Origin of the sequence: Paenibacillus sp. yr247 (assembly GCF_900103825.1) — a bacterium.
GTDB lineage: Bacteria > Bacillota > Bacilli > Paenibacillales > NBRC-103111 > Paenibacillus_E.
Window position 1 is genome coordinate 90,511 of the sequence record NZ_FNIF01000002.1, and the last position, 24,983, is coordinate 115,493.

Here is a 24,983-nt window from a genome sequence, read left to right on the forward strand (position 1 = left end):
ATTTTAAGCTGCATTTATTCCATCATTCATTCGTTTTAAAAAATTAACATATAAATAAAAAAGAGCCGCGGGAGAAAGTATTCCCTCACAGCTCTTTGGTTACTCAATGATAAGTGCGTAAACGATGCCGGGACCGTGAACACCTATAGTCAAATCGTTCTCAATGTCGGCAGATCGGCTCGGGCCGGAGATGAAATGAATACCGGCTGGCCTGACTTTGGCAGCAAGTTCATCGAAAGGGCGCAAAACTTCGCCCATCTTTGATTTTAGACGATCTGCGGGGATGATGGCGATGAACGTTGTTGGCAGCAAGCTGACACTTCTGCCTCTAGTTGCATCGGAAGTGATCACTAATGAACCCGTGTAGGCCACAGCATGTTCGACGGCCACGATGCCGATGTCTGCTCCAGCTGCCTTCGCGACAAGCTCGTCTTTGGCAGCTCTACTGGCTCCGTCCGAGTTCCACACGGTGATGTCCGTTTCCGTCTCAGCAAGAGCAGCACGTAGGGACTCTAACTCAGGTTGATCCTGAATGATCAAGTGCTTCGCCCGTGTCTCTGCGATAAAGTTTGCAATGAAGTCCTGTGCTTCCGCCATACTAGCGAGACGCTTCGTATGGCCGCCCGCCTTCTGCCAGTTCGTCATAAACAACTTAATGCGTTGTTCGAGTGGCAGATCCACCTCCTCCCAGAATTCAGGAGCCCCCTTCATGTTGTGCACGGGAGCTGCTTCCAGAGGCTTTGCTCTTCCAAGTCGAGTAGCAATATTAGACAAGAAGGCCTCCTGATCCTTGAGAGCTTCTTCCTTGAGCTTTTGGAGAAATGCGGCATCCGATTTAGCCATGATGATGTCCTCCTCCCTCTTTGCGATCAGCCACAAGCTTCTCCATACGAGCCTTCATAACGGAATCTAGTTCAGGAAAGGTGCCTTCTAATCCTTGCTCAATGTCTTTCCAAGATTCACGGAACGTCTTCTTCGCCATGCTTGGCGCATATCGATACGTATTCCAACCTTTTAACGGACCTATCTTAGCTTTGATGTGACCATCGCGGACTAACAACTTCTGTCCAATGCGTCCGAGCTTGATTAACGCTTTAACCCTCTTCGCATCGGACATCAAGAAATTAAAGCCTTTCATGCCAATTTTCTCTGCAAAATCCGTCCCACCGCGCTCTACCTTGCGTTGACGGAGATAGATCAGCATATCATGCAGCGGAATTTTCACCGGACATGCCTCATAACAGGCACCGCAGAGGCTTGATGCATTTGCAATATCGTCCCATTGGTCGACATTTTTATTTAGTGCAGGTGTGAGTACAGCACCGATCGGACCACTATACACACCGCCGTAGGCATGTCCGCCGATATGGCGGTAAACCGGGCATGCGTTTAGGCATGCACCACAGCGTATACAGTTCAGCAATTCCTGGAATTGCGGGTCTCCAAGCTGCAAGGAGCGCCCATTATCCAAAATAATGACGTGCATTTCTTCCGGTCCATCACCATCCTGCTCCCGCTGCGGTCCAGAAATCACAGACATATACACCGTGAGCTTCTGTCCTGTAGCCGATCGCGGCAGCAGCGTCGCCATCACTTCTAGATCGTCCAAGGTAGGAATGATGCGTTCCATGCCCATGAACGTGATTTGCGTGTTAGGGATCGTACTAACCATCCGAGCATTTCCTTCATTTTCAAAAAGAACGATAGAACCCGTCTCCGCAATAGCAAAATTACAGCCTGTCATGCCAATGTCGGCTTCAAGGAACTTCTCGCGCAGCTTCCTTCTTACATAGCCGGCCAGAATGCCTGTGTCAGGGGCCAGTTCCTCGCCTGCATCCTCAGACAACAGCTCCGCGATCTGATACCGATTTTTATGAATCGCTGGAATAATAATATGCGAAGGTGTTTCGCCTGCAAGCTGAATAATATATTCGCCGAGGTCCGTTTCAATCGCTTCAACGCCGATTTGTTCAAACGCATGGTTGATATGCAATTCCTCCGAAACCATCGACTTGGACTTTACTACACTCTTAGCCTTTTTATGCTCAGCTATTTGCATCGTCAAACGAACAGCGTCTGCTGCATCTGCTGCAAAATGAACGTGCACACCCTGCGCTCGGGCATTTTCAACGAATTTAGATAAATAATAGTCCAAATGAGCAATCGTATGCAGCCTAATTTGTCGACCACGCTCACGCCACTCTTCCCAGTTCCCATGTTCTTCAGTAGCAGCTATCTTACCGTTCTTCAGCCGTTCGGTCGTGAACTTAACCGCGTTGCGAAGAAAGTCATTGTTCAGCGCGACTTTGGATCTTTCCTTAACAGTACCGCCTATTTTAGGCTGGTCGTTTCCTACGGAAACTGCTCGCCTATGCATTCTATGTTCGCTCATGCGCCAGCTTCACTCCTTCAGCCAGTAATTCCGCTAGATGCATGACCTTCACGGGTTTTCCACGATAGGATAAATTGCCTGCAATATTCATTAAACATCCCATATCCAGTCCAACTAACACTTCTGCATCTGTTTCCAACACGTGATCGGATTTCTCTGATACCATTGCCCCGGAAATATCACACATTTTCACCGCAAAAGTCCCACCAAACCCACAGCAATCCTCCGCATGAGGAAGAGGCACTAGCTCCAAGTCACGGATATTTTGCATCAGCAGCATCGGTTCTTCTTTGACACCTAGCAATCGGCTGCCGTGACAAGACGGGTGATACGTCACTTTATGCGGGAATACGGCTCCCAGATCAGTAACGCCCAATACTTGAACAAGAAACTGGCTGAACTCGTATGTTTTTTCAACCAGACGGTTAGCCCTGGCCAGTTGAACAGGGTCATTTTCAAAAAGCTTCGGATAATAATGATGAATCATACTTGTGCATGAACCCGAAGGGGATATCACAAAATCACTGTCATCAAACGCTTGAAGCAGCGTCATCGCAGCTCCCCTCGCCTCATCCCAATACCCACTATTGAAAGCAGGTTGACCGCAGCACGTTTGAACCGCAGGGAAGTCTAGCTTGACACCAAATTTAGCAAGTAAATGAACCATAGACTCACCAACCTTGGGGTAAACAAGGTCGCTTAAGCATGTTATGAACAAAGAAACTTTCATGATGCAGCTATCTCCCTTCTTCAAACCTTCCCTCCTCAGAGGAAATTGGTTATACAAAAAACCATCCTCAGTAGTGCAAACTGGTGATGGGTCAGACGATAGATTTACTCTTTATCTAATTGAAGGACGGACACACCTTTTTCACGGATCAAGTTTACATCATCCTTGTTTGTTTGCCCATCTGTAATTAAATGCTTGATTTCGGTCCAGCCTGCCACTTGTGTCAACGATTGCATCCCGAATTTACTATGATCTGCCAGCAGATAAGTCTCGTCGGCAATACTGATCATTTTGCGCTTAATAAGCGCTTGAAGCTCGCTCGACTCACTTATTCCTCGCTGGATGTGAACCCCTTTGCACGACAAGAACAATTTGTGAACATGGTACATGTCCAAGGATCTTTCCGCTAGTGGCCCTACATAGGACAACGACTTAGGAGAAAGAAGTCCTCCTGTGGAAATGACCTGAATCTTCTCCTTGCCGCTAACCTCTAATGCAACCTTCATCGAGTTCGTTATGATGGTCAGCGGCATATCCGGAATAAGTTTGGCCATAAACCAAGCCGTTGTACTCGCATCTAAAATGATTCGATCATGCTCACGAATATGCGATACCGCTTCCTTCGCGATGCTGTTTTTGAAGTCGGCATGCGCCGTTTCCCTTTCTTTGAAAGGGACTTCCGTCTGAGCTTCCCTCACACTAACAGCGCCTCCATGGCTGCGCATCAGCTTGCCTTCGCTCTCTAACCGATCCAAATCCCGTCGTATCGTTTCTTCCGTTACTTGACACAGCTCACTGAGCTCCGTCACTCGGATACTTCCTCTTTCATTCACTAACTGAACGATTCTCTGCCATCTTTCCGCTACCAGCATCGTTTTCCCTCATTTCACCCTCGATCGGGACGCCACCTGACAAAATGTTGCATACGCTTCCTGCCAACCCGCTCCATCCTCGGGGATGTACGTTTTGACCGGGAACGAATTCCGAATCAGCTTTCTGGCTTCGCGCAAATTCGCGATATACCCTAGTGCTATCCATTGTACTACAAGGTTTCCTAAGGCACTACCCTCAACTGGACCGGCCCAAACCTCACGTTGAATAGCGTTTGATGTGAGTTGACAGAGCAACTCGTTCTGGATACCGCCGCCTACGATGTGAAGACCTTGATACGTTGTCCCTGAAAGCTGTTCCGTTCGTTCTAAAACAAACCGATACTTCAAAGCTAAGCTTTCCAATATGCACCGCACAATCTCACCTTCGGTTTGCGGAACAATCTGTTCGGTATCACGGCAATACTGCTGAATTTTCTTCGGCATATGTTCCGGATTCAAGAACATGTCATCATCCGGATCGATGAACGATTGAAACGGCTTCACTTGATCAGCAAGCCTGACTAACTCCGTAAAGCTGATGCTCTTGCCTTCTTTCTCCCATGTCCGCTTACATTCCTGTATCAACCACAAGCCCATGATGTTCTTCAACAAACGGTTTGTGCCATATACGCCGCCTTCATTGGTGAAATTCCAGGCTAAAGCCGGTTCAGTAAGTATCGGTGCCTTGGTTTCCGTTCCTAGCAGTGACCAAGTGCCGCAGCTTAAGAAAGCGAAATCTTCTTCTAGCGCGGGAACCGCAACTACAGCCGAAGCTGTATCGTGCTCGCCTACGGCAATAACCGGAATGGAAGCAACATCAAGTTCATCGCAAATTTCTTTGGTTAAAGAGCCAACACGCGTCCCAGACGGCACCGGATTCAATAATATTTCACATGGAAGACCAAGCTGTTCTAAGAGCTCTTTATCCCACATCCGAGTTGTCGCATTCAAAAGCTGCGTTGTGGTGGAATTGGTATACTCACTATGTTTTTCTCCGGTTAAAAAGTACCTGAGCAAGTCAGGAATCATCAAGAATGTATCTGCTCGTTCCAAAAGGTCCGGATTTCTTTCTTTTAAAGCATATAATTGAAAAATGGAATTGAATTGAAGGAATTGAAGACCTGTCTTGGCATAAAGCTTTTCACGGCCGACAAGATTAATAACCTTCTCCATGACATAGTCCGTTTGATGATCCCGATAATGATAAGGATTACCGAGAAGCTCGCCATTCGCCGAAAGCAGACCGAAATCTACCGCCCATGAATCAATGGCTAGACTTTCAATATCCGTATAACCCAGATGCTTCGTCTGTAAAATACCTAGTTTCAATTCATGAAACAATCTCAAAATGTCCCAGTGAAGGTGGTTGCCCACTCTCACCGGATCATTCGAGAAGCGGTGAATTTCCTCGATCGTCACTTGGCCCGCTTCAGAATCAAGTCGTCCGACGATCGCTCTGCCGCTGCTTGCTCCTAAATCAAAGGCCAGAACGCTTGAGGGCTTACTCACCAGCTAGCACCGCCTTTGCCACGAACATTAATGCTTTCGTCGTAGCCGCTTTCTAAGTAAGCTTTCATTGGATCAACAGGTACGCCGATCTCTTCACGAACGGCTTGAAGAAGTGGTGTCACATCGAACTCGAAGGCTTTGCGGACAGCGTCTTCTGCGCCTAGAACGTCTTGACGATCTTGTGCGTCTCTTACTTCATCGAGATTGATTAACAAAGCTTTCGCATATTGTGTTTGAACATTAAGTACGGAACGCAGCATCGCCGGAATTTTACGCTCGATATTATGGCTTTGATCGATCATATAAGCAATATTGTCAGCAGCCTGACGAATTTGTGGATTCTGATCATTCGCTGCATCAATGATTTGGAAGAAAATCAGGAACAATTCATACGGATTAACGCAACCAACAATCAGATCGTCATCCCCATATTTGCGGGAGTTAAAGTGGAAGCCGCCAAGTTTATTTTCATCCAACAAGTACGTTACGATATGCTCAATGTTTGTTCCCTGCGGGTGGTGACCAGTGTCTACAAGCACTTCAGCTTGAGGACCCAATTTGTTCGCCAAATTAAAAGCCATTCCCCAGTCAGCAAGATCCGTATGGTAGAACGCAGGCTCATAGAATTTGTATTCAATCAGCATACGCATGCTAGGTGTCATGGTTCCGTACATTTCTTTTAGTGCTTCATACATCCAAGCTTTACGAGCTCGAATATCAACTTGCCCCGGGTAATTGGAACCGTCAGCGAACCATAAGCTCAGTAAGTCAGAACCCACTGTTTTCGCAATGTCCACACACTCCAGCAAATGATCCGTCGCTTTGCGGCGAATGGCTGCGTTTGAGTTCGTTACACTACCGAAGATGTAATCATCCTCTTGAAAAAGGTTTGGGTTCACAGCTCCGATGGACACTCCGTTATCAGCAGCATGCTGTTTCAGCTTCGCGTAATCGTCAACTTTGTCCCAAGGAATATGGATGGCAACCGATGGGCATAACCCCGTCAGTTTATGGACCTGAGCAGCATCCTCGAATTTCTCGAAAGGGTTACGTGGAACACCGTTTTGTTTGAACACTTTGAAGCGAGTTCCTGAATCCCCGTAACCCCATGAAGGGGTTTCTACTTTGAGGGCTTTCAGCTTGGCTTTAACAGCAGCCAGATCAATACCTCTATTTGTTTGCTGCTCTTCGAACAGCGCATATGCTTTATCGCTCATCGGTTTATATCCTCCTTTTGAGTGTGGAAGTGATTAGCGAGTGAAGGCAGCTGGAATGCCACCGTCAACTGTGATCATACAACCTGTCGTTTTATCTGCTTTGGAAGAGGCGAAGTACACGATTGCTTCCGCAACGTCTTTAGGGAAAATGTTAACGAGCAGCGTCGTTCTTTTGCGATAGTGCTCTTCAAGCTGATCCGGTTCAATACCATAAGCTGCTGCCCGTTCATTGCGCCAGCCCGAATTCCAAATCGCGGAGCCTTGGAGAATCGCATCTGGCAATACAGAGTTTACGCGAATGCCATATTCACCACCCTCAGAAGCGATACAGCGTGCTAAGTGAATTTCAGCTGCTTTTGCTGTTGAGTATGCGGAGGCATTTTTGCCTGCAAATACTGAGTTTTTAGAGCCGACGAATACCATGCTGCCGCCCACATTTTGTTTTTTCATTATTTTAAATGCTTCTCTAGCTACTAAAAAATAACCCGTAGAAAGCACGTTCATGTTCAAGTTCCACTCTTTGAGTGAGGTTTCATCAAAAGGACTGGAAGTCGCAAGACCCGCGTTATTCACGATAATATCGATGCCTCCATAGCTGAGGATCACATCGCGGTAAGCCGCTTCCACTTCTTCTTCCTTCGTTACGTCTATTTTGACGGCAATGGCTCTGTTTTCGCCATATTGTTCGTTCAGTTCGGTTGCTAACTTTTGTGCGCCTTCGAGATTCAGGTCAGCCAACACAACGTGCGCGCCTTCTTTTAAAAATTGACGAGCCGTTACGCTTCCGATTCCACCCGCACCGCCAGTAATGAAAGCAATTTTACGTGAAAATTCCGCTTCCGCAGGAGCCAACGTTAATTTATAAAGTTCAAGAGGCCAGTACTCGACATTAAAGGATTCATTTTCGCTTAAGGAAACGAACGTTCCAAGAGCCGTCGCGCCTCTCATAACAGCGATAGCACGATGATATAAAGCTCCGCTCACTTGTGCATTGGACCAGCTTTTGCCTGTGTTGATCATCCCAATACCCGGGATCAGGATTACGCGAGGAGCCGCTTCGTTCATAACGTCGCTATCATTTTTGTTCCGATCAAAGTAAGCTTTGTACTCTTCTTTGTAAGCTGTAATACTCGATTTCAAAGCTTCAATTAAGGAAGCCGCATCACGGGAATTTGGATTCCAGTCGATATAAAGAGGCTTCATTTTCGTATGAACCAAGTGATCCGGGCAAGCCGCTCCTACTTGGGATAACACAGCTGCATCTTTACTGTTAACGAATTTCAGAATATCGTCAGCGCTATCGACGGTAAGGATCATTTTCTTCTCGTTACTTACAGCTCCGCGAACGATTGGCAGCACTTGTGCCAAGATATCCTTTTGCTCGGATTCGGAAATGGACTTGTATATCGCACCGCCATAAAGGCTGCTCTCGTTCACACGAGCTTCAATGAAGCTTTCTGCTTCTTGAATGATGGCCAAAGTCTTGAGGTAGCTCTCTTCGGACGTTTCGCCCCATGTAACCAGACCATGCTTTTCCATCAGCACAAGCTCAGCCTTTGGATTGTTTCTAACGCCTTCGGCAATCATTTTGGAAAGTGTAAAACCAGGACGTACATAAGGTACCCACACGAAGCGGTCGCCGTAAATTTCTTTCGCAAGCTCACGTCCGTTGTGAGCGCAGCAGAGACCGATAATCGCATCAGGATGCGTATGGTCTACGTGTTTGAAAGGCAAAAATGCATGTAAAAGCGTCTCAATGGAAGCACGCGGATGTTTGCTGTCGATCATACAATTCACGAGGTAAGCAACCATTTCTTCATCAGACATTTCATCTCTCTCGAACAAAGGACGAATGTCTTCCATGCGAAGACCTGTGAAATTCTTTGCTTTCATGGTAGCTAGGTCAGAACCGCTGCCTTTCACCCACATCACTTCTACATCACGACCGCGGAAATCCGTTTCGATTGTTTTGTAAGAGGTATTACCGCCGCCCCAGTTGGCAACTGCACGATCTGTCCCCAGTAAATTAGAACGGTAAACCAGTTCCTCCACGCCTCTTGATACTGTATTCGCTTTTTCCGCTTCCCACAAATTCGCAACCATAAGTACCCTCCTAATATGGGGATCTTTGAGTGTAGCTCAAAGTCTCTCCGCTTTACTCCCATGAGTTAGTGTTTGTTTTTGATTGTTTCATCGTAACATATCTTTATTTATTTTTGAATAATAATTTTTGTTTTTGTTTTTCGGAAAAATATTTATGAATTCCCAAAGAATTTCGGAGCCTGTAATAAACAAAACTAAGGCTCTTGCCTCTTCCTCAGGTCAGGTTCTTCATCTAATTTGATTAAATGGAATTTATCATGCTAATTTCTTCATTTGATCGGCTTTTCAATCAGGGTGATTCACAATGCCTTAAAACAAAAAAGGGCCACACGCTCTTCCAAAAAGGAAAAACGTGTGACCCCGTTCAATTTTATCAAAAACTACCTATAACTCCTCAAAATCCTTATTATCACTGGCGTGATCCAGGTCCCCCCACTGATCTCCTTGCTGTTCACCTTGCTCATCTTCGGCGATATTTTGCAAATCATAAGCATTAATTATGATAATCGGGTAAGCATGATTCACAGCAATCTGCACGGCCTGTTGTTTCATGAACTTCGGCGAACCCTCTGTATCTTCATCATAGACAAGTATGATACCGTCCGAATTCCGAAGCAGGAACTTGTCTCGTTCCTTAAACTGCCAAGGTCCTTCGTATTTCGTCTTTGTTACGCTGTTCACGTAATTGGCGCGTTCGATAACGCTCGTATAACTATTTTTCTTATCATCGCTCCATTTTTCTTCCTGCTCTAGAAAAGGCGTGATGACAGCTAATTTCAACTCTGGATAGGCGCTTCCTCTAAGTTCAAGCACAGCCTCAGCTGCCCACAATTCAACGCCCCATTGTCCACTGACAACAACCCATTCAAGGCCCTCTTCCAGAAGTGCGATGAGTCTCTTTTGGATCGCTTTTTTTATAATAGAAATGCCGGGATGCTTCAAAGAAAAAATACCTAATTCTGATGCTTTGTATCCTGTAATTAAGACTCGTTTCAAAAGAGGTACACCACCTTGTTGACTCTTCCTAACAGGTTAGCATAGATATGCCTCTATATAAAGCAAATTAGAGCCGCTGGTTTTATACCAGACAGCTCTTTTGCACTTCTATTCATCTATCCTAAAACCTTAACCAACCAAGGATAGGCCTCGCTGCCATTCACTTCATATCAAACAGATAAATACCAAACTATTCTTCGGCACCCGCTTCTGCGGAATTCTCAGATTGTTTCTGCTGAAGACGCTTTTTCTCATAGGAGTGGTAAAGATTTTCATGATTGAATCAGGATTCCACAAATGGCTTCCCCCGTTCACCTTTTTAAAAGGTGACAAGCTTATCTACCGCAACCGGTTGACCCGTACGCAGCGAAATATTTCCGGCAATCCCCGTTAGAATGGACATCGCACCGTCCACATGTGAGGCTGCCCTTTGAAAGCGATCATCGGATGCCTTGTCAAAAATATCTCGAAGCAGTACAGGGTCGCCGCCGCCGTGACCTCCAATTCCTTCTTCAATTTGAACCTGGTAAGGAGCCGCGAACATCGGAAATACCTTGATTGTTTTCCTTTTCAAAGCTCCTTCTTCTTCTTTAAGGCCACCCGAATTCACATATGACCTCTCCACAACTCTCATTTCGATACGTCCCTTACTGCCATTGATTTGCACATTGAAGCCTTCCCAAGGCATGTAGGCGTTCAGCGAGTAGGTGAGAATGGCTTTATTTTTATAACGGACCATAACGCCCATTGTATCTTCAATGTTTATTCCGTCGCCGAAAACGCTCTGATCACGTTGGTAGCCGTCTTCATGTTCCGCATCTAAATACAAACCTTTGAGGTGTTCATGTTCGTCCAAGTGAAGTGCAAAAGGATCACCCTTCGCGTTTTCACTCCCTGTAGCACGTTGGTAAAACTTTGTCACTCCGCGCTTCTCGGCATTTTCCCTGCCATAGAACATCAAGCCGCCCATTGCAAAAACCGTCTCTGGCCGTGTTCCCAACCAAAAGTTCACGAGATCAAAATGATGCGTCGATTTGTGTACAAGCAACCCACCGCCATTGCGCTTATCGCGATGCCATCTGCGGAAATAGTCCGCCCCATGCTCGGTATTCAGCAGCCACTCAAAATGCACAGAATGAACATCACCAATTGTGCCATCCATGATCAACTCGCGGATTTTCGTATTATGCGGAGCGTAGCGGTAATTAAATGTCACGCGAAGCTGACGCCCCGTGCGTTTAATCGTGTCGAGTATCTCTTGGCATTTCTCTTCATCCACGGTCATCGGTTTCTCCGAAATGACATCACAGCCAAGCTCCATTGCTTTAATAATATATGTATGATGCGTGCGATCAACCGAGGTGACAATCACATAATCGGGCTTTTCTCTGCGAATCATTTCCTCGAACTGTTCGGCTTTATAAGTTGGAACAGCATTATAATCATATTTATTGACAAGTAAACCATTCGTAAAATTCATTCTCGTTTGATTGATATCGCAAATCGCAACCAGTTCAGAAGTTTCTTGAAAATCCTTAGCGATGGCGCCATAGAAAAACTCCGCTCTTCCTCCGGTACCAACTAACGCATAACGTTTTTTCATCCAGTTTAAACCCCTCTCGAGTATGAATATGTCATACTTCAAGATTAATACAATATTTGCTGTGTTTCTATTCAAATCTTGCCTATTGACTTTCATTCCTTGCATATTTTGCTATAATTATAGTACTTATAAGAATGAACGATGAGGTGTACCCTTTGGTACTTTACGAAATTGAAAGACTGCGCAGAGATCACCCTTACTCCATGACAGTGAATCATTTCCATGATCACTATGAAATTTATTACTTACTAAGCGGGAAACGTTACTACTTTATACAGGACCGATCTTATTTCATTCAAGAGGGCGACCTCGTCTTTATCGATAAAAATGAGCTTCATAAAACACGAAATGTGGATATTGACCCACATGAGCGCATTCTGCTCAGTTTTGATGATCGTTGGATACGTTCTATTGGAGAAGATGCATCAACACATTTGCTCGTTCCTTTCCAGCAAAAGAAGATTATCTTTTCATTAAGAGGTTCGAATCGTACGTTTGTGGAGAGCCTCCTATTCCAATTATTACGTGAGCAGCAGCAGGTGCTAAGCGGCTGGAAGCTCAACAGTAGAGCACTGTTCACGCAATTACTGATCTTCTGCTCGCGTCTCACAGATAAGTTAAGTTCAGTCGAAGAACACCCGCAAGCGTACAATCCCAAAATATTCGAAATCGTCGCGTATATTAACGAACAGTATAGAAACCGGCTGACGTTAGGTTCAATTTCCGAAACGTTTTTTATCAGCCCCAGCTATTTTTGTCGTTCTTTCAAGGAAACAACCGGTTTTTCATTCGTTGAATACTTGAACAATGTGCGTATACGCGAGGCGCAGCGGCTGCTGCGAGAAACGAAGGAGAAAGTCATCCACATTGCAGAGCAATCTGGCTTCGATAGTGTCGCTCACTTCGGCCGTGTGTTTAAACAAGTCACCTCACAGACGCCACTGGAGTGCCGGAAGCTGGCGCGCCACATACATTGACGTACTTACTCAACTGGTTGCTGTAAGTCAACAGTAAGCATTGATATTCATCCTCTTAGTTCGCCGCGATAACTGCCCTTAAGCGGGCTTTTTCCAACCTCTCAGAGCGAATCCGCTATCTTTACGACGTGAGAGGTCATTTTATGACCGCTCATCCTTCACTCGCCGCGCAAACAAAAAACCTTCGCTCCCTTGGGAGGACACTGAAATTCAAATTTCAGCATCCTTTAGTCAAGTACGAAGGTTTACATTTATTTAAAATCCAAAATATTGTTTCGCGTTGTTATAGGAAATCCCTTGTACCAGTTGTTTCAGCAGCTGCTCGTCGTTCGGAAATTCTCCGGCTTCCACCCATTCGCCAAACATATTACACAGGATTCTGCGGAAGTAATCATGTCTTGTGTAAGACAAGAAGCTTCTAGAATCGGTAAGCATACCGACGAATCGGCCAAGCAGCCCAAAATTGCCAAGCGTTTTCATCTGCTGAACCATGCCGTCTTTTGTATCATTAAACCACCAAGCGGATCCTAATTGAATTTTGCCAGGGATACCGTCGCCTTGGAAGCTGCCCATGAGTGAAGCGAGAATTTCATTATCACGTGCATTCAAGGAGTACAAGATCGTTCTCGGCAACGAATCCGCAATAGCAAGTGAGGACAACAAACCAGTAAGCGCGCTGGCTACAGCGCTATCATTAATGGAATCAAATCCGGTATCTGGACCCAACGTGGCGAAAGCTCGTCCGTTATTGTTCCGAGAAGCATTGATGTGGTACTGCATTGCCCAATCCAGCTTTTTGTACACGCCCCCTAAGAACAGTAAGGTGAAAGCTTTATATTTTCTCTCGTCTTCCAAACTAACAGCGTTCCCGTTTAGAGCTGCTTTAAAAATCTGATCCACTTCTTCTTTGGTTGCTGCCGCATAAGGCACATAATCCAGGGCATGGTCAGAAACCTTACAACCTACCGAATCAAAAAATTGCGCTCTGCTCTCGAGTCCCGCCAACAGTTCATCGTAAGAACTAATCGAAATGCCAGCGGATTTCTCCAACTGGGCTATCCATGGAAGGAATGTAGCGCGATTAATTTCTAGTGCTTTATCAGGACGGTACGAAGGTAGGACTTGTGTGTTAAAATCTTTAATCTCTTTGATTTTAATGTGATATTCCAGTGAGTCCACCGGGTCATCCGTTGTGCAAATGACCGTTACTTTGGAATTCGTAATCAGATCTCTGGCTCGTGATCCGCCCTCTGCAAGCTTCGCGTTCACTTTTCCCCAAATCGCAGGCGCATTCTGCTCGTTAATAATGTCAAACACTCCAAAATACGTTCGAAGCTCCATATGGGACCAGTGGTAGAGCGGGTTTCCAATAGCCATAGGAAGTGTTCCGGCCCATGACAAGAAACGATCATAATCGCTAGCTTCCCCAGTGACTTTCGTCTCCTCTACACCATTGGCGCGCATCATTCTCCACTTATAGTGATCGCCATACAGCCATGCTTCCGTAATATTATTGAATTGTTTATTTTCATAAATTTCCTTTGGGCTAAGATGGCAATGATAGTCAATAATCGGCATATCTTTGGCAAATTCGTGGAATAGATGAACTGCAGTATCGTTGGTAAGTAAAAAGTTCTCATCTAAAAATGTTTTCATGAAGCTAAATTCCACCCTTCTCAACCTGAATGATCTGCCCTCTATTTTAGCGAATGCGCTGCCAAAAATCTTGTGATTTTTTGCTTTCATTTTGAAAAATATGCATATCTTGACCTTTTCCACCGGCCTCTAGGCCGAACAAACAAGAAGCCCCATTCACCAACTATGGCGTTGGACGGGGCTTCTGAAACTTACGGAGCAGATTGTTCCACGTCCGAGCCTGCATGAATTTCTTCAGGCAGTACTTCGGAAGCGCTCGGAACATGCCGCGGCTTATGATTAATGACATCGGAGGATGAAATACTGACGACTACTCGGCCAGGTAAAGCCTGCACCCTAATCAAGATCGGTTGATTGTAGTTGTTCTTAAAGCTAAAGTCAGGACCACCCCAGTTCACAGTAGCATCCCTCCCAGGCGGAACATACGGAACAGACCTGCTGTGCGAATATCTTTCCACGATGGTGAGTCCGGCTCGATCCACTGCGTTAAATAGCGTAGAGGAAATTTGGCAAATGCCTCCGCCAATCCCTTCCGAGAATTCACCCCTAACAATAATCTTTGCTGGCATATACCCCCTGCCTCGCGTCCGGACGCCGACAACACGGTTAAAGGAGAACGTTTCATTCGGTTGAACGACGTAACTGTTAATCGCTTGGGCGGCAATCTTGATGTTCGTATAACGGTGCTTATTATTCGAATTAAAATACGTAACATAATAGCCAATAGGATGTACACGAATGTTAGCAAGCAGCTCGCTGTCAACTTTGGGATATATGGGTAGCTGAGGAACTTCAAATTTCATGGGTCCCTCACTATAAAAATGCTGATAAAACTGCTCAACAAAAGCGAGACGATTCAGTCTTACCCCTGCAACCTCCTTCACGATTCTCCCCTCGTCATTGATGGTCGCATTAACTGGCTTGCGATACATTTTCTTATCGAGCTCGTCAATTAAACGATCTAATCGTTCATTGTCAATCAACGGCACATCCAGGAGATTGAGCGAGTACGGCTTACGTTCCACATCAGCTATGGTCTGATTACTTTTATCATTGATTATTCGATCCGGTACCTCACTCTGCTGCAAAAGAAGCAATAGGCCCGCAATCCATCCATAAATCATGAATTCAAACACCCCCTCCCCTATTGTAAACAATTGAAATCATTCCATACTATGTAAATGGATTCTCCTATCCTATTTCATTGTTAATTTTTCCCATAATAAAGAAGTGACCGCCCACAGCCAATGACTTGGCCTTAAGGACGGTCCCTTCCTGCTATCTGAAATTAGAAAGAATGAGTACTTCTCCCCTGTTAGTGGGGGTAAACATTCTGGAATTCGTCACCGCATGGGCCTCCATTAGAGTTGATCTCTAAATTGACAAGTGCTCCATTCTGTCGATACAAAGGGCGATAGTGGTTGCTAATATGCGTGGCCGATTCGTTCGCATAATGGCAAATGAACGCTCGGCGATACCGATCCTTTGACTTGTTTCGATAGGAGCCATGGATGAGATTACCGTTAAAAAAGAGAACGTCGCCTCGTTCCATGATAATAGGCATCGCTTTTTCATCTTTTGGCGGCTTTACATAGTGTGTCGTAAATGACTCTTTGGCGTCCGCAACATCAGGACAAGCAATTTCCAATGTATTTGTTTTCGGTACCACGAGTAAGCCGCCATTCTCCTCATCTGCAGCATCAATAGCGGTCCACGCTGCTATACAATTGCCAGGTTCGACCTGCAGATAGAAATTATCCTGATGAAGAGCTTGGCCGCGGGAACCTGGCGGCTTGTAATAAAACATGCTCTGCGCAGCTAGCGCCTCTTCCTCATACAAATCTGCTAATACTTCCAATACAGGCTGGTGAAGCATATATTTCTTTGCGGTCTCGTTAAAGCGGTGAGGATGCATAACACGCGGGTAACGTTTTAATGGATCTGATCCATCCGCATGTAGATCAGGTTCAAAATACCCCGGCACCGTTTGGCGGCTAATCTCTTCAAATGTTTCATCGATTTCGGCCAGATTTTGCTCGGAAAATAACCCTTTGACGATTACATAACCTTCCTTTTCAAAATGCAGCTTTTGTTCCTTCGTAAGCGTAAGCAATGGATGTGACATGTTAGTCCCCCCAAGTAATATTGTAATTCCCTTGACTTTAGCATATCGATTCTTCAGTTAACGTAGAAGTAAGAATGTTGCTAATTACTCATACGATCCTGCTATTTCCTGTTATACTAATCATATAATCTCTAATGCGCAAGAAAGGGGTACATGGCCATGAAATTCGAAGTCAACACCTTCTTAGCCGGACATTTTATAGAGTCAGATACGTATGTAATCAAGCGCCCCCAGGGACGAAGCGATTGGCTTCTTTTTTTCACGATTGAAGGAGAAGGTTACTTTAACAACGCTGGTCATATACAAAGCTGCAAAGCGGGTGATCTCACACTGCTGAGGCCAGGAACACCGCATCACTACGGTACTCAGAAAGACCAAACCTGGCACTTCGTTTGGGCGCACTTCCCTTCCATCTTCACAGAGACCAATCTGCTGCCAAATGAAGAGCAGCTTATCCTTACTATCGAAAGTGAATCGATCCGTGACCGCATCTATCAAGCTTTCACACGCATACTGGAGGATTCCCGAGAACGCGGTGAATATTGGTTTGAGCTGTGCAGCAGCTCTTTGCGAGAAATTCTGTTCATCATGGCTCAGAAAACAAGCAAAAAAATCGACTCGCGAATTGAGGAAGTCCTCCATCTGCTGTCCCAATTCATGCGTCAGCCTGTTCAGATTGAGGATTTAGCTCAGAGTGTCGGGCTCTCCCCTTCGAGACTGTCCCATCTTTTCAAAGCCAGCACAGGCCATTCCATCATAGATTCGCTCAACCGGATGCGGATACAGCAAGCTGTGCTAATGCTAGAGCATACCGAACGCAGTGCATCGGAAGTTTGTTATGATGTTGGGTTTCAAAACTATAATCACTTCACAAATCAATTCCGCAAATGGGTAGGAATGAACCCAAGTACATTTATGAAAGAGCGACGGTAAAATTTATTTGACAGTTTGCTTTTAGCAAGATAAACTGCAAGCAAGATTAAGAAAGAGGAGGATTTCCATGACCTTTGAAAGTAATCTTGATAAATATGCGGAGCTAATCGTCCGCGTCGGACTGAACATTCAGACCGGTCAAACTCTTTGGATCAACGCACCCATTCTTCACCCTGGTCTTGTTCGCCTCATATCCCGCAAAGCTTATGAAGCAGGGGCCAAACATGTACATATTGAATGGCAGGATGAAATTTGCACACAAATTAGGTATTCCTGCGCGCCAGACGAAGCGTTTCATGAATATCCATCATGGAGAGCGCAAGCGCTTGACGAATTGGCCAACAACAACGGTGCTTATTTATGGATCGATGCTGATGATCCTGAATTGCTGAAGGATATCGACCCTGGTCGTATTTCCGCAAACTCCAAAGCCGCAGGACCTAAATTAGTCAAGTGGAGAGAGAGCATGTCTGCCTATAAGATGACATGGTCGATCATCGCCGCGCCTTCTCCTGCCTGGGCGAAGAAAGTGTTTCCTCATTTGGAAGAAGACGCAGCAATCAGCGCTTTATGGGATGCTATCTTCCAAGCCACACGGATAGACCAAGAAAATCCTGTGCAAACTTGGAAGGATCACAATGAGACACTTCGGACCAAAAGAGAACAACTTAACGAGAAGCAATTTTATAAGATCCATTACCGTGCCCCAGGCACAGAGCTTACCGTCGAGCTGCCAAACAACCATATTTGGCGAGGCGGTTCCGCCACCAACGGGACAGGAAATTTCGACTTCAACCCAAATATTCCGACGGAAGAAGTCTTTATTTCTCCGAACAAAAGAGGAACACAGGGTACCGTTCGCAGTACGAAGCCACTAAGCTATCAAGGCAATTTGATTAACAATTTTACGATCACTTTCGATAACGGACGGGTCGTGGACTATACAGCGGAACAAGGCTTTGAGTCCCTTAAAGCAATGATCGAAATGGATGAAGGTGCACATTATTTAGGGGAAATCGCGCTCGTACCGCATCTTTCACCAATTTCAAACTCTAATTTGATCTTCTTTAATACGCTTTATGATGAGAATGCCTCTAATCATTTGGCCCTTGGCAGAGCATTCACTACTTGCATTGAGGGAGGGTCATCGATGTCCAAAGAAGAACAAGAGAAAGCTGGTCTTAACGACAGCCTGATTCATGTTGACTTTATGATTGGCTCTGACGAAATGGACATTGACGGCGAATACGCGGACGGCAGCATGGAACCCATTTTCCGCAATGGCAACTGGGCATTTTAACTAAAAAACAAAAAGCTTATTCATCCATTCGGATAAATAGGCTTTTTGTGTTAATTTCTTTGTTTTCGAAGGGGGCTTTATTCCATAAAAGAAGGACGGACATAAGAAACAAAGAAAGTATGGCTTCATATATTGAAGAAAACAAAGCAATTTGGATTCGTACTTCGCATCGCATATTTATCACCTTCAAGAACAATTCTATATAAGAACACGAAGCCACAACTCAGTTAATTATGGTAACAGGCACGCAAACTGCAGCAATTACCACAGGGACCAAATTACAATTCTCGAACAATGAGCTTGATTATGATAATCTAGTTACAAACGAGACCCTATCTGAGATAGTTATACTAAGCAGCCCTCTTCTGCATCAATCGATTCGTTAGGAATTTCTTGCAACCCCATCCAAAGAGGAGTTGATCATATGAGTAACAAACCAACAATTGCTGCGATTAGCGTGCCATTTGATCTTGGAGCAGGCCGACGCGGGGCCAGTAAAGGACCAAAAGCCATTCTGCAAGCAGGATTATTACGAGGTCTGCAGCAAATGAATATCACCGTTAATCACGTCGCTGATATTCGTCTACCCGACGATAAAGCGACTCCTTTGGCGACTGAGGTAGATAAAACAAACCTCAATTATTTGGCTGAGGTTATCGAAGTAAATTCACTTCTAGCTGAGCAAATTTCTCAGGTGGTTGAGGAAGGACGTTTTCCACTCGTATTAGGCGGCGATCATAGTATTGCTATCGGTACATTAGCTGGGCTATCTGAACATTATAAAAACTTAGGCGTCATATGGATCGATGCTCATTCCGACTTAAATACAGCTGACACCAGTCCATCTGGTAATATTCATGGGATGTCTTTGGCCATCAGCCTAGGGATGGGGCATCCTTTGTTGACCAGCATTAAGGGCAGTCATGCCAAAGTGAAGCCGGAGAATATTGTCCTTATTGGATCCCGATCATTGGATGAGGGCGAAAAGAACTACATCCGCTCAATGGGCATCAAATGCTATACCATGTATGATATCGATCGCAAAGGAATGGCTTACATCATGCAAGAAGCCATTGCATATATAAGCGGCAAAACAGACGGTGTACATGTTAGCTTTGACGTCGATTCTCTGGATCCAATTGAAGCACCGGGCACAGGCACAATCGTTAAAGGCGGACTTCATTTCCGTGAAGCCCACCTTGCGGTTGAGATGCTGCATGAAGCCGGTATTGTGACCTCGGCCGAATTCGTTGAGGTGAATCCTCTCCTCGACGACAACAACAAAACATCCCAATTGGCAGTTGGCCTGATCAGCTCCTTGTTAGGTAAGCAGATTTTATAACACAACGTCATCGATCCGTTTGTGAACAAGATAACATTAGGCATGTTTGGATGTCTTTGACGACCACTACCATGTCTCTTACGTTTTTAAAAAGCAGTAGGTTGAACTCGCCTTTTAGGACGAAAGGTTTCTCATAATGTCCAGCCATCTCGCAGACGTTGCCTAGTCTAGGATCACAATAAAAACGCCCCCAGCTCATCAACCGATGAGTCGGGGGCGTTCGTTCTATTCAAGCATGTGCCAACCATTGCTAGCTTGTGCTTACTTCCCAGCGCCAGCGATGGCTGGCTTGCAGCATACTTTCAAACGCCAGTCGTCGCTGGCTTTTGATAATTCCTCCACCCTGACCTAATCGGCAGGCTGCAGTAATCTCTCGCCCGCGATGCCCGGCGTCGTCATCTGAATCGGATTGAGGATCTCTTCGATCTCCTCATGGGTGAGTAACCCACGCTCCAAGATGAGCTCTTTGAGCGTCATGCCAGTGCGTATAGCTTCTTTCACCAATTGCGCGGCAACTTCGTAGCCGAGATGTGGGTTCAAGGCTGTGACGATGCCGAAGCTTTGCTCGACGTAGTTCGCGCAGCGTTCACGGTCAGCTTCCAAGCCTTCAATCGCAAAGCGCTCGAACACATCAGCTGCGTTCCGTAATATTTTCAGCGATTGAAGAAGGTTGAACGCGAGAACTGGTCCCATTACGTTAAGTTCGAATTGACCTGCCTCGCACGCCAAGCAGATCGTATGATCGTTTCCAATGACTTGAAACGCCACTTGGTTAACGACTTCCGGCATAACAGGGTTTACTTTCCCCGGCATGATGGAAGACCCTGGCTGTCTTGGGGGCAGCTTCAGCTCACCTAACCCTGCGCGAGGACCTGAAGCCATCAAACGAATGTCATTACATATTTTTGAAAGGTTCACAGCGCATACTTTCAAGGAGGCAGAAAGCTCCGTGTAAGCGTCCATGTTTTGGGTGCCATCAACCAAATGCTCGGCTAGCTCAATGGGTATTCCTACTTGCGCTTTTAGATGAAACATGACGCGCTCCACATACTCAGGCTTCGCATTAAGCCCTGTTCCTACGGCAGTAGCCCCCATATTAACAGTCAAAAGCCCTATAGAAGCATGACGGATACGATTGATATCACGCTGAAGGACACGTGCATAAGCCCCGAATTCTTGGCCAAGTCGAATAGGAACAGCATCTTGGAGATGCGTACGTCCCATTTTAATGACATCATCGAATTCTGTTTCCTTACGGGCAAAAGCTTTCTGCAGTGAAGTCATAGTTTCTATCAATTGCTCTGATAAACGGAAAGCGGCTATTTTGATGGCAGTTGGTATAACGTCGTTTGTGGATTGCGACATGTTCACATGATTGTTTGGATTACAATGGAAATAATTGCCCTTTTCCTCGCCCAGCAGCTCCAACGTACGGTTAGCAAGTACTTCGTTCATGTTCATATTGATGGAGGTTCCCGCTCCGCCTTGAATAGAATCAACAATAAATTCCTCAATCAACTGACCTTGTCTCACTTCTTCAGCTGCCTTAACTAGTTGTTCACCGATTTTCTTAGGCAGCATATGTGTTTCCATATTGGCTAATGCAGCTGCCCTCTTTACTTCTGCTAAAGCAGTAATGAGTTCTGCGTGAATTTTAACTCCCGTGATTGGGAAATTCTCTAGCGCACGCATCGTTTGAATGCCGTAATAGGCATGGGATGGGACTTGTTTTTCACCTATAAAATCTTTTTCAATGCGATGGGTCATCGTACACACCGTTCCTTTTTTCTACAAAGTATACTGCTCGATGTTGCTAAGTTGGTGTTCCGAAAATTCTTTTAAACTCTTCAGCCGCTTGCCCCCATTTGTTCTCGACTAAAGCTGCGACTTCCTTGGCAGCATCCTTCGATTGTTGAGATACTTGCTGAACGCCAAGCAGGGCATGGCATTCATAAGCTCATCAGAAGAATTCGCTACCACTTGCAAAGAATCCTGCAATACCTCACACGATCTGTAATAAATTTATTTTTTCAGCATTATAAATGAAGGCGGATCGCATGTTTCGTATCGCCTTCAAGTTCAGCCACCAATTTCTCAATGACAGCGATATAATCAGTATATTCACTTTCATTAATATTTCCTATTTTGAAAATTTCCAGTCTTTTTCCCTCATGTTTCACCTCTATAATAGGAAGAACCAACTTCCTGCAACTAAGGATTAGCACAAGATGATTGAACTAGGTACAGCAAGGTCGTGAACTGAAGAATACAATGGATTACATGCTAGCTATATGAGAAAATTAAACTGTCATTGAGAATGTCATAACGGATACGCATTTACTCCAGGGAGGAATAATTATGGATACAAAGAGTTCTATGATTATTGAAAAAACGGAAAAATACGGGGCACATAATTACCACCCGCTGCCCATTGTGATATCCAAAGCAGAAGGCGTTTGGGTTGAGGACCCGGAAGGCAACCGTTTTATGGATATGCTAAGCGCTTACTCGGCTTTAAATCAGGGACATCGTCACCCCCACATTATAAGAGCGCTGCATGAGCAAGCGGAGAAGGTGACGCTGACATCCAGAGCATTCCACAGCGAGACGCTCGGGGCGTTCTATGAAAAATTAGCGACTTACACAGGTAAGCCGATGATTCTACCGATGAACACGGGAGCTGAAGCGGTCGAAACCGCGATCAAGGCAGTTCGTCGTTGGGGCTACGAAGTGAAGGGCATCGAGGCCGACAAGGCAGAAATTATCGTCTGCGAAGGGAATTTCCACGGAAGGACGTTAACGATCACTTCGTTCTCATCTTCACCGGAATATAAACGCGGATTTGGGCCCTTCACGCCGGGCTTCCGCATCATTCCTTACGGGGATGTGGTGGCACTGCGCGAAGCCATCGGACCGAACACCTGCGCATTCTTGTTCGAGCCGATTCAAGGCGAGGCCGGCATCCGCATCCCGCAAGACCATTACTTGCGGGAGTGTTATGAGCTATGCCAGGCGAATAACGTGTTGTTCGTTGCGGACGAGATCCAAACCGGATTCGGCCGAACGGGTCGTCGTTTCGCCAGCGATTGGGAAGGTGTCACGCCGAACCTGTACATCATGGGCAAAGCGCTCGGCGGCGGGGTGTTCCCGATCTCAGCGGTCGCCGGTGATCGTGAGATTCTTGAGGTGTTCGAGCCTGGCTCCCACGGCTCGACGTTTGGGGGTAATCCACTCGGCTGCGCCGTAGCAATTGCTGCACTGGAGGTCATCGAGACTGAGAAGCTTGCAGAGCGCTCGGATGAACTTGGTGCTTATTTCCTCAACCGGTTACAGGAAATTCAATCCCCGTTGATCGTGGAAATTCGCGGCCGCGGGCTGTTCATTGGTATTGACCTTAAGGTTCCAGCTCGCCCCTTCTGTGAAGAGCTAAAATCGAAGGGTTTACTGTGTAAGGAGACACACGAACATATTATTCGTTTGGCTCCTCCATTGACGATCACAAAGGAAGAACTTGATTGGGCTTGGCAGCAAGTATATGACGTGCTAAATGACGCGTAAGCAGGGCGACTTTGCTCGGATTTCAACGTAGAGACGGCCTTTTTCGACCACTCAAGCTTCCTTTCCGAGTATGCCCAATTCACAAAAAGGCTCCAACTCTTCTAAGGAAAGTTGGAGCCTTTTTTCATTCTTTTACAAAAACCAGTGTCCCAAATCGCTGTGGCATATGGAAATCCACTTTACCGGTAGGTGACCAAGCCCAATAATGTCGATTTCCTTCTGGATCATCATCAATTCTATATAAATTCCAGCGCCACTCGACACCATGATGAGGCTTCAGCATCCGCTCCTGCTCTAACTCCAGATCTGCAAAAGGAATGCGCAGATTATAAATCCGCCACCCGTCTACCTCATCGAAAACCTCGGTATACATTCCCTTCGCATCCCATGATACATCAACCTCTTTATTCCCATCCAGGCTATTGTAAATCAAAGCATCGAATACGACGTTGCGCGGACTCACTTCGAACTCGTAATAGACTGTTCCGCTGCCGATTGTATCCACAAATATCTCTACGACATCTTCCAAATAAATAGGATCATCTCGACGCGCCATTGTCGCCACGACGTGATCATCCTCGCATTCAAATCGGATATGTAAGGAATCCCTTGTCCAACAAGCACGAAAGCGAGTCTTGAGTCGCGGCTTCTCACCCGTTACAACATCCCTTAAATAATTGACCTCAAAATCTTTCCAATCAAAAAATCCATCTTCTGCATCGATGTAGCGACAGACATATCTCATCCCAGCTGTCATTCCTCACTTTAGAATTAACTCTTATATACAATATTAATATCATATTCGTTATGTAAAAAGGTAGAAATTTGATCTCTCGCTTCGGACTTTACATCTCTCAACCAGGAAGCGTCCAGCTTCTCAATGGTTTCCATTCTTAAATTTTCGTATTTCGTTTTCGCTTTTTCCATCCGAGTCACACGATTTCTTGTAAATAGGAACAGTGAAATACAAGCCAGAAGCGAACCCGATAGGAGCGTGTTTGAAATAAGCAAATCGAGAATGGCTAATGCATTGCCGCCTGAAACCAATAAAACCTTTCGATAGAAAGAGATAATGAAATAGAGAATCAAGCCACTTGTCAGAATCGCGAAAAAGGGCTGAGTATATTTGATATTGTCCCATTTCCGCTTCCTATCCCGAAGTTTGTAAAGCAATTTAATCGTATCGTCACTTAAATTAAGATCAGGCCATGGCAAAGGTTCTCTTGGCATAAGGAATTCCCCCCTCTCTGCCAGTGTATGCTTGTTCGCAGCTATTCTTTCCAGAAAAAAAGACCGAAAGCATCTCTCTTCAACCTAGGCCGAAGATGCTTTGGGTCTTTGAATTCAACTAGAAACGTTTTTTCCCTACCAGAAACTTCTTATTTCCTTTTTTAGCCGTCACAGGCACATGTTTATAACTGCGTACCATCGGATTTTTGCATAATGGACAAGTTGGTAAAGCTTCCGTAACGAATTCTTTGCGAACCCATGCTTTACAATCTGTCTCTTTACATTTCCAAATTTCAATCTGTTCGACTTCTGGCTTTTGTTCTTCTGTCACGGTGCTCGTTGATGTAGACATTCAGTATGTTCTCCCTGTTTCGTAGATTAGACTACTTATTATTATACAGATCAGATCGAATATCAAGTCTTTCCCGTGTTCAAAACTA

General features: G+C 45.4%; 22 protein-coding genes. 5 read left to right on the forward strand and 17 right to left on the reverse strand.

Features of this window, described 5'->3' with window-relative positions:
- Window positions 1-99 precede the first annotated feature (99 nt).
- The 9 genes from BLT91_RS05075 to BLT91_RS05115 form a co-directional block, all read right to left on the reverse strand.
- A complete protein-coding gene (locus tag BLT91_RS05075; RefSeq protein ID WP_090817580.1) occupies window positions 100-843 on the reverse strand; it encodes a LutC/YkgG family protein in 744 nt (247 codons plus the stop codon).
- Complete coding sequence (locus tag BLT91_RS05080; RefSeq protein ID WP_090819714.1) at window positions 836-2,377, reverse strand: LutB/LldF family L-lactate oxidation iron-sulfur protein; 1,542 nt, start codon at window positions 2,375-2,377, stop codon at window positions 836-838. Before BLT91_RS05080 ends, BLT91_RS05075 begins: the two co-directional genes overlap by 8 nt.
- A gap of 1 nt (window position 2,378) precedes the next feature.
- Entirely contained in the window at window positions 2,379-3,122 is a 744-nt protein-coding gene (locus BLT91_RS05085; protein WP_090819717.1) for a (Fe-S)-binding protein, read from the reverse strand.
- A gap of 104 nt (window positions 3,123-3,226) precedes the next feature.
- Window positions 3,227-3,994, reverse strand: coding sequence for a DeoR/GlpR family DNA-binding transcription regulator (locus BLT91_RS05090; protein WP_090817583.1), 768 nt, complete (start codon window positions 3,992-3,994; stop codon window positions 3,227-3,229).
- Between the two features lie 9 nt (window positions 3,995-4,003).
- Entirely contained in the window at window positions 4,004-5,506 is a 1,503-nt protein-coding gene (gene rhaB / locus BLT91_RS05095; RefSeq protein ID WP_090817586.1) for a rhamnulokinase, read from the reverse strand.
- A complete protein-coding gene (gene rhaI, locus BLT91_RS05100) occupies window positions 5,500-6,720 on the reverse strand; it encodes an L-rhamnose isomerase (RefSeq protein WP_090817590.1) in 1,221 nt (406 codons plus the stop codon). The genes rhaB and rhaI overlap by 7 nt, the downstream gene beginning before the upstream one ends.
- A 33-nt stretch (window positions 6,721-6,753) precedes the next feature.
- Window positions 6,754-8,823 carry a bifunctional aldolase/short-chain dehydrogenase gene (locus BLT91_RS05105; RefSeq protein ID WP_090817592.1) on the reverse strand — a complete coding sequence of 690 codons (2,070 nt, stop codon included), beginning with the start codon at window positions 8,821-8,823 and terminating at the stop codon, window positions 6,754-6,756.
- A gap of 384 nt (window positions 8,824-9,207) precedes the next feature.
- Entirely contained in the window at window positions 9,208-9,819 is a 612-nt protein-coding gene (locus BLT91_RS05110) for an SLOG family protein (protein ID WP_090817594.1), read from the reverse strand.
- Window positions 9,820-10,138: 319 nt separating this feature from the next.
- Entirely contained in the window at window positions 10,139-11,422 is a 1,284-nt protein-coding gene (locus tag BLT91_RS05115; protein WP_090817597.1) for a Gfo/Idh/MocA family protein, read from the reverse strand.
- 146 nt (window positions 11,423-11,568) lie between these two features.
- Here BLT91_RS05115 and BLT91_RS05120 point away from each other — a divergent pair, with 146 nt between their 5' ends.
- On the forward strand, window positions 11,569-12,399 hold the full coding sequence (locus BLT91_RS05120) for a helix-turn-helix transcriptional regulator (RefSeq protein WP_254776840.1): 831 nt from the start codon (window positions 11,569-11,571) through the stop codon (window positions 12,397-12,399).
- 255 nt (window positions 12,400-12,654) lie between these two features.
- On the opposite strand, the gene uxaC is transcribed toward BLT91_RS05120, so the two are convergent.
- The 3 genes from uxaC to BLT91_RS05135 all read right to left on the reverse strand — a co-directional run bounded on the left by uxaC (window position 12,655) and on the right by BLT91_RS05135 (window position 16,180).
- Window positions 12,655-14,055 (reverse strand): glucuronate isomerase, encoded by a 1,401-nt coding sequence (gene uxaC, locus BLT91_RS05125; RefSeq protein ID WP_090817603.1) that lies wholly within the window; start codon window positions 14,053-14,055, stop codon window positions 12,655-12,657.
- Window positions 14,056-14,246: 191 nt separating this feature from the next.
- Complete coding sequence (locus tag BLT91_RS05130; protein ID WP_090817606.1) at window positions 14,247-15,179, reverse strand: VanW family protein; 933 nt, start codon at window positions 15,177-15,179, stop codon at window positions 14,247-14,249.
- A 191-nt stretch (window positions 15,180-15,370) separates the two neighbouring features.
- Complete coding sequence (locus BLT91_RS05135; protein WP_090817608.1) at window positions 15,371-16,180, reverse strand: phytanoyl-CoA dioxygenase family protein; 810 nt, start codon at window positions 16,178-16,180, stop codon at window positions 15,371-15,373.
- A gap of 159 nt (window positions 16,181-16,339) precedes the next feature.
- Here BLT91_RS05135 and BLT91_RS05140 point away from each other — a divergent pair, with 159 nt between their 5' ends.
- From BLT91_RS05140 to rocF, 3 genes are all read left to right on the forward strand, one after another.
- Entirely contained in the window at window positions 16,340-17,113 is a 774-nt protein-coding gene (locus tag BLT91_RS05140; protein WP_254776798.1) for a helix-turn-helix domain-containing protein, read from the forward strand.
- 67 nt (window positions 17,114-17,180) lie between these two features.
- Window positions 17,181-18,413 (forward strand): aminopeptidase, encoded by a 1,233-nt coding sequence (locus BLT91_RS05145; RefSeq protein ID WP_090817614.1) that lies wholly within the window; start codon window positions 17,181-17,183, stop codon window positions 18,411-18,413.
- Window positions 18,414-18,837: 424 nt separating this feature from the next.
- Window positions 18,838-19,755: an arginase gene (rocF, locus tag BLT91_RS05150; protein ID WP_090817617.1), complete on the forward strand. Its 918-nt coding sequence runs from the start codon at window positions 18,838-18,840 to the stop codon at window positions 19,753-19,755.
- Window positions 19,756-20,103: 348 nt separating this feature from the next.
- On the opposite strand, the gene BLT91_RS05155 is transcribed toward rocF, so the two are convergent.
- Together BLT91_RS05155 and BLT91_RS31300 are read right to left on the reverse strand one after the other, a co-directional pair.
- On the reverse strand, window positions 20,104-21,531 hold the full coding sequence (locus BLT91_RS05155) for an aspartate ammonia-lyase (protein ID WP_090817620.1): 1,428 nt from the start codon (window positions 21,529-21,531) through the stop codon (window positions 20,104-20,106).
- Window positions 21,532-21,791: 260 nt separating this feature from the next.
- Window positions 21,792-21,935, reverse strand: a complete 144-nt coding sequence (locus BLT91_RS31300) for a hypothetical protein (protein ID WP_175532099.1) — start codon at window positions 21,933-21,935, stop codon at window positions 21,792-21,794.
- Between the two features lie 178 nt (window positions 21,936-22,113).
- On the opposite strand from BLT91_RS31300, the gene BLT91_RS05160 reads away from it, so the two are divergent.
- Window positions 22,114-23,313 (forward strand): ornithine--oxo-acid transaminase, encoded by a 1,200-nt coding sequence (locus BLT91_RS05160; protein WP_090817622.1) that lies wholly within the window; start codon window positions 22,114-22,116, stop codon window positions 23,311-23,313.
- Between the two features lie 124 nt (window positions 23,314-23,437).
- Here the strand turns inward: BLT91_RS05160 and BLT91_RS05165 are convergent, their stop codons facing one another.
- The 3 genes from BLT91_RS05165 to BLT91_RS05175 form a co-directional block, all read right to left on the reverse strand.
- Window positions 23,438-24,058, reverse strand: coding sequence for a carbohydrate-binding family 9-like protein (locus BLT91_RS05165; RefSeq protein WP_175532100.1), 621 nt, complete (start codon window positions 24,056-24,058; stop codon window positions 23,438-23,440).
- Window positions 24,059-24,084: 26 nt separating this feature from the next.
- Window positions 24,085-24,543 (reverse strand): DUF2663 family protein, encoded by a 459-nt coding sequence (locus BLT91_RS05170; RefSeq protein ID WP_090817628.1) that lies wholly within the window; start codon window positions 24,541-24,543, stop codon window positions 24,085-24,087.
- A gap of 118 nt (window positions 24,544-24,661) precedes the next feature.
- Entirely contained in the window at window positions 24,662-24,895 is a 234-nt protein-coding gene (locus tag BLT91_RS05175; RefSeq protein ID WP_090817630.1) for a cold-inducible protein YdjO-related protein, read from the reverse strand.
- Window positions 24,896-24,983 lie beyond the last annotated feature (88 nt).

Bases quoted from the DNA above. Each gene is read 5' to 3' on its own strand.
- BLT91_RS05075 (WP_090817580.1), bottom strand. From the start codon at position 843: ATGGCTAAATCGGATGCCGCATTTCTCCAAAAGCTCAAGGAAGAAGCT.
- BLT91_RS05080 (WP_090819714.1), bottom strand. From the start codon at position 2,377: ATGCATAGGCGAGCAGTTTCCGTAGGAAACGACCAGCCTAAAATAGGC.
- BLT91_RS05085 (WP_090819717.1), bottom strand. From the start codon at position 3,122: ATGAAAGTTTCTTTGTTCATAACATGCTTAAGCGACCTTGTTTACCCC.
- BLT91_RS05090 (WP_090817583.1), bottom strand. From the start codon at position 3,994: ATGCTGGTAGCGGAAAGATGGCAGAGAATCGTTCAGTTAGTGAATGAA.
- rhaI (WP_090817590.1), bottom strand. From the start codon at position 6,720: ATGAGCGATAAAGCATATGCGCTGTTCGAAGAGCAGCAAACAAATAGA.
- BLT91_RS05105 (WP_090817592.1), bottom strand. From the start codon at position 8,823: ATGGTTGCGAATTTGTGGGAAGCGGAAAAAGCGAATACAGTATCAAGA.
- BLT91_RS05115 (WP_090817597.1), bottom strand. From the start codon at position 11,422: ATGAAAAAACGTTATGCGTTAGTTGGTACCGGAGGAAGAGCGGAGTTT.
- uxaC (WP_090817603.1), bottom strand. From the start codon at position 14,055: ATGAAAACATTTTTAGATGAGAACTTTTTACTTACCAACGATACTGCA.
- BLT91_RS05130 (WP_090817606.1), bottom strand. From the start codon at position 15,179: ATGATTTATGGATGGATTGCGGGCCTATTGCTTCTTTTGCAGCAGAGT.
- BLT91_RS05135 (WP_090817608.1), bottom strand. From the start codon at position 16,180: ATGTCACATCCATTGCTTACGCTTACGAAGGAACAAAAGCTGCATTTT.
- BLT91_RS05140 (WP_254776798.1), top strand. From the start codon at position 16,340: ATGAAATTCGAAGTCAACACCTTCTTAGCCGGACATTTTATAGAGTCA.
- BLT91_RS05145 (WP_090817614.1), top strand. From the start codon at position 17,181: ATGACCTTTGAAAGTAATCTTGATAAATATGCGGAGCTAATCGTCCGC.
- rocF (WP_090817617.1), top strand. From the start codon at position 18,838: ATGAGTAACAAACCAACAATTGCTGCGATTAGCGTGCCATTTGATCTT.
- BLT91_RS05160 (WP_090817622.1), top strand. From the start codon at position 22,114: ATGGATACAAAGAGTTCTATGATTATTGAAAAAACGGAAAAATACGGG.
- BLT91_RS05165 (WP_175532100.1), bottom strand. From the start codon at position 24,058: ATGAGATATGTCTGTCGCTACATCGATGCAGAAGATGGATTTTTTGAT.
- BLT91_RS05170 (WP_090817628.1), bottom strand. From the start codon at position 24,543: ATGCCAAGAGAACCTTTGCCATGGCCTGATCTTAATTTAAGTGACGAT.
- BLT91_RS05175 (WP_090817630.1), bottom strand. From the start codon at position 24,895: ATGTCTACATCAACGAGCACCGTGACAGAAGAACAAAAGCCAGAAGTC.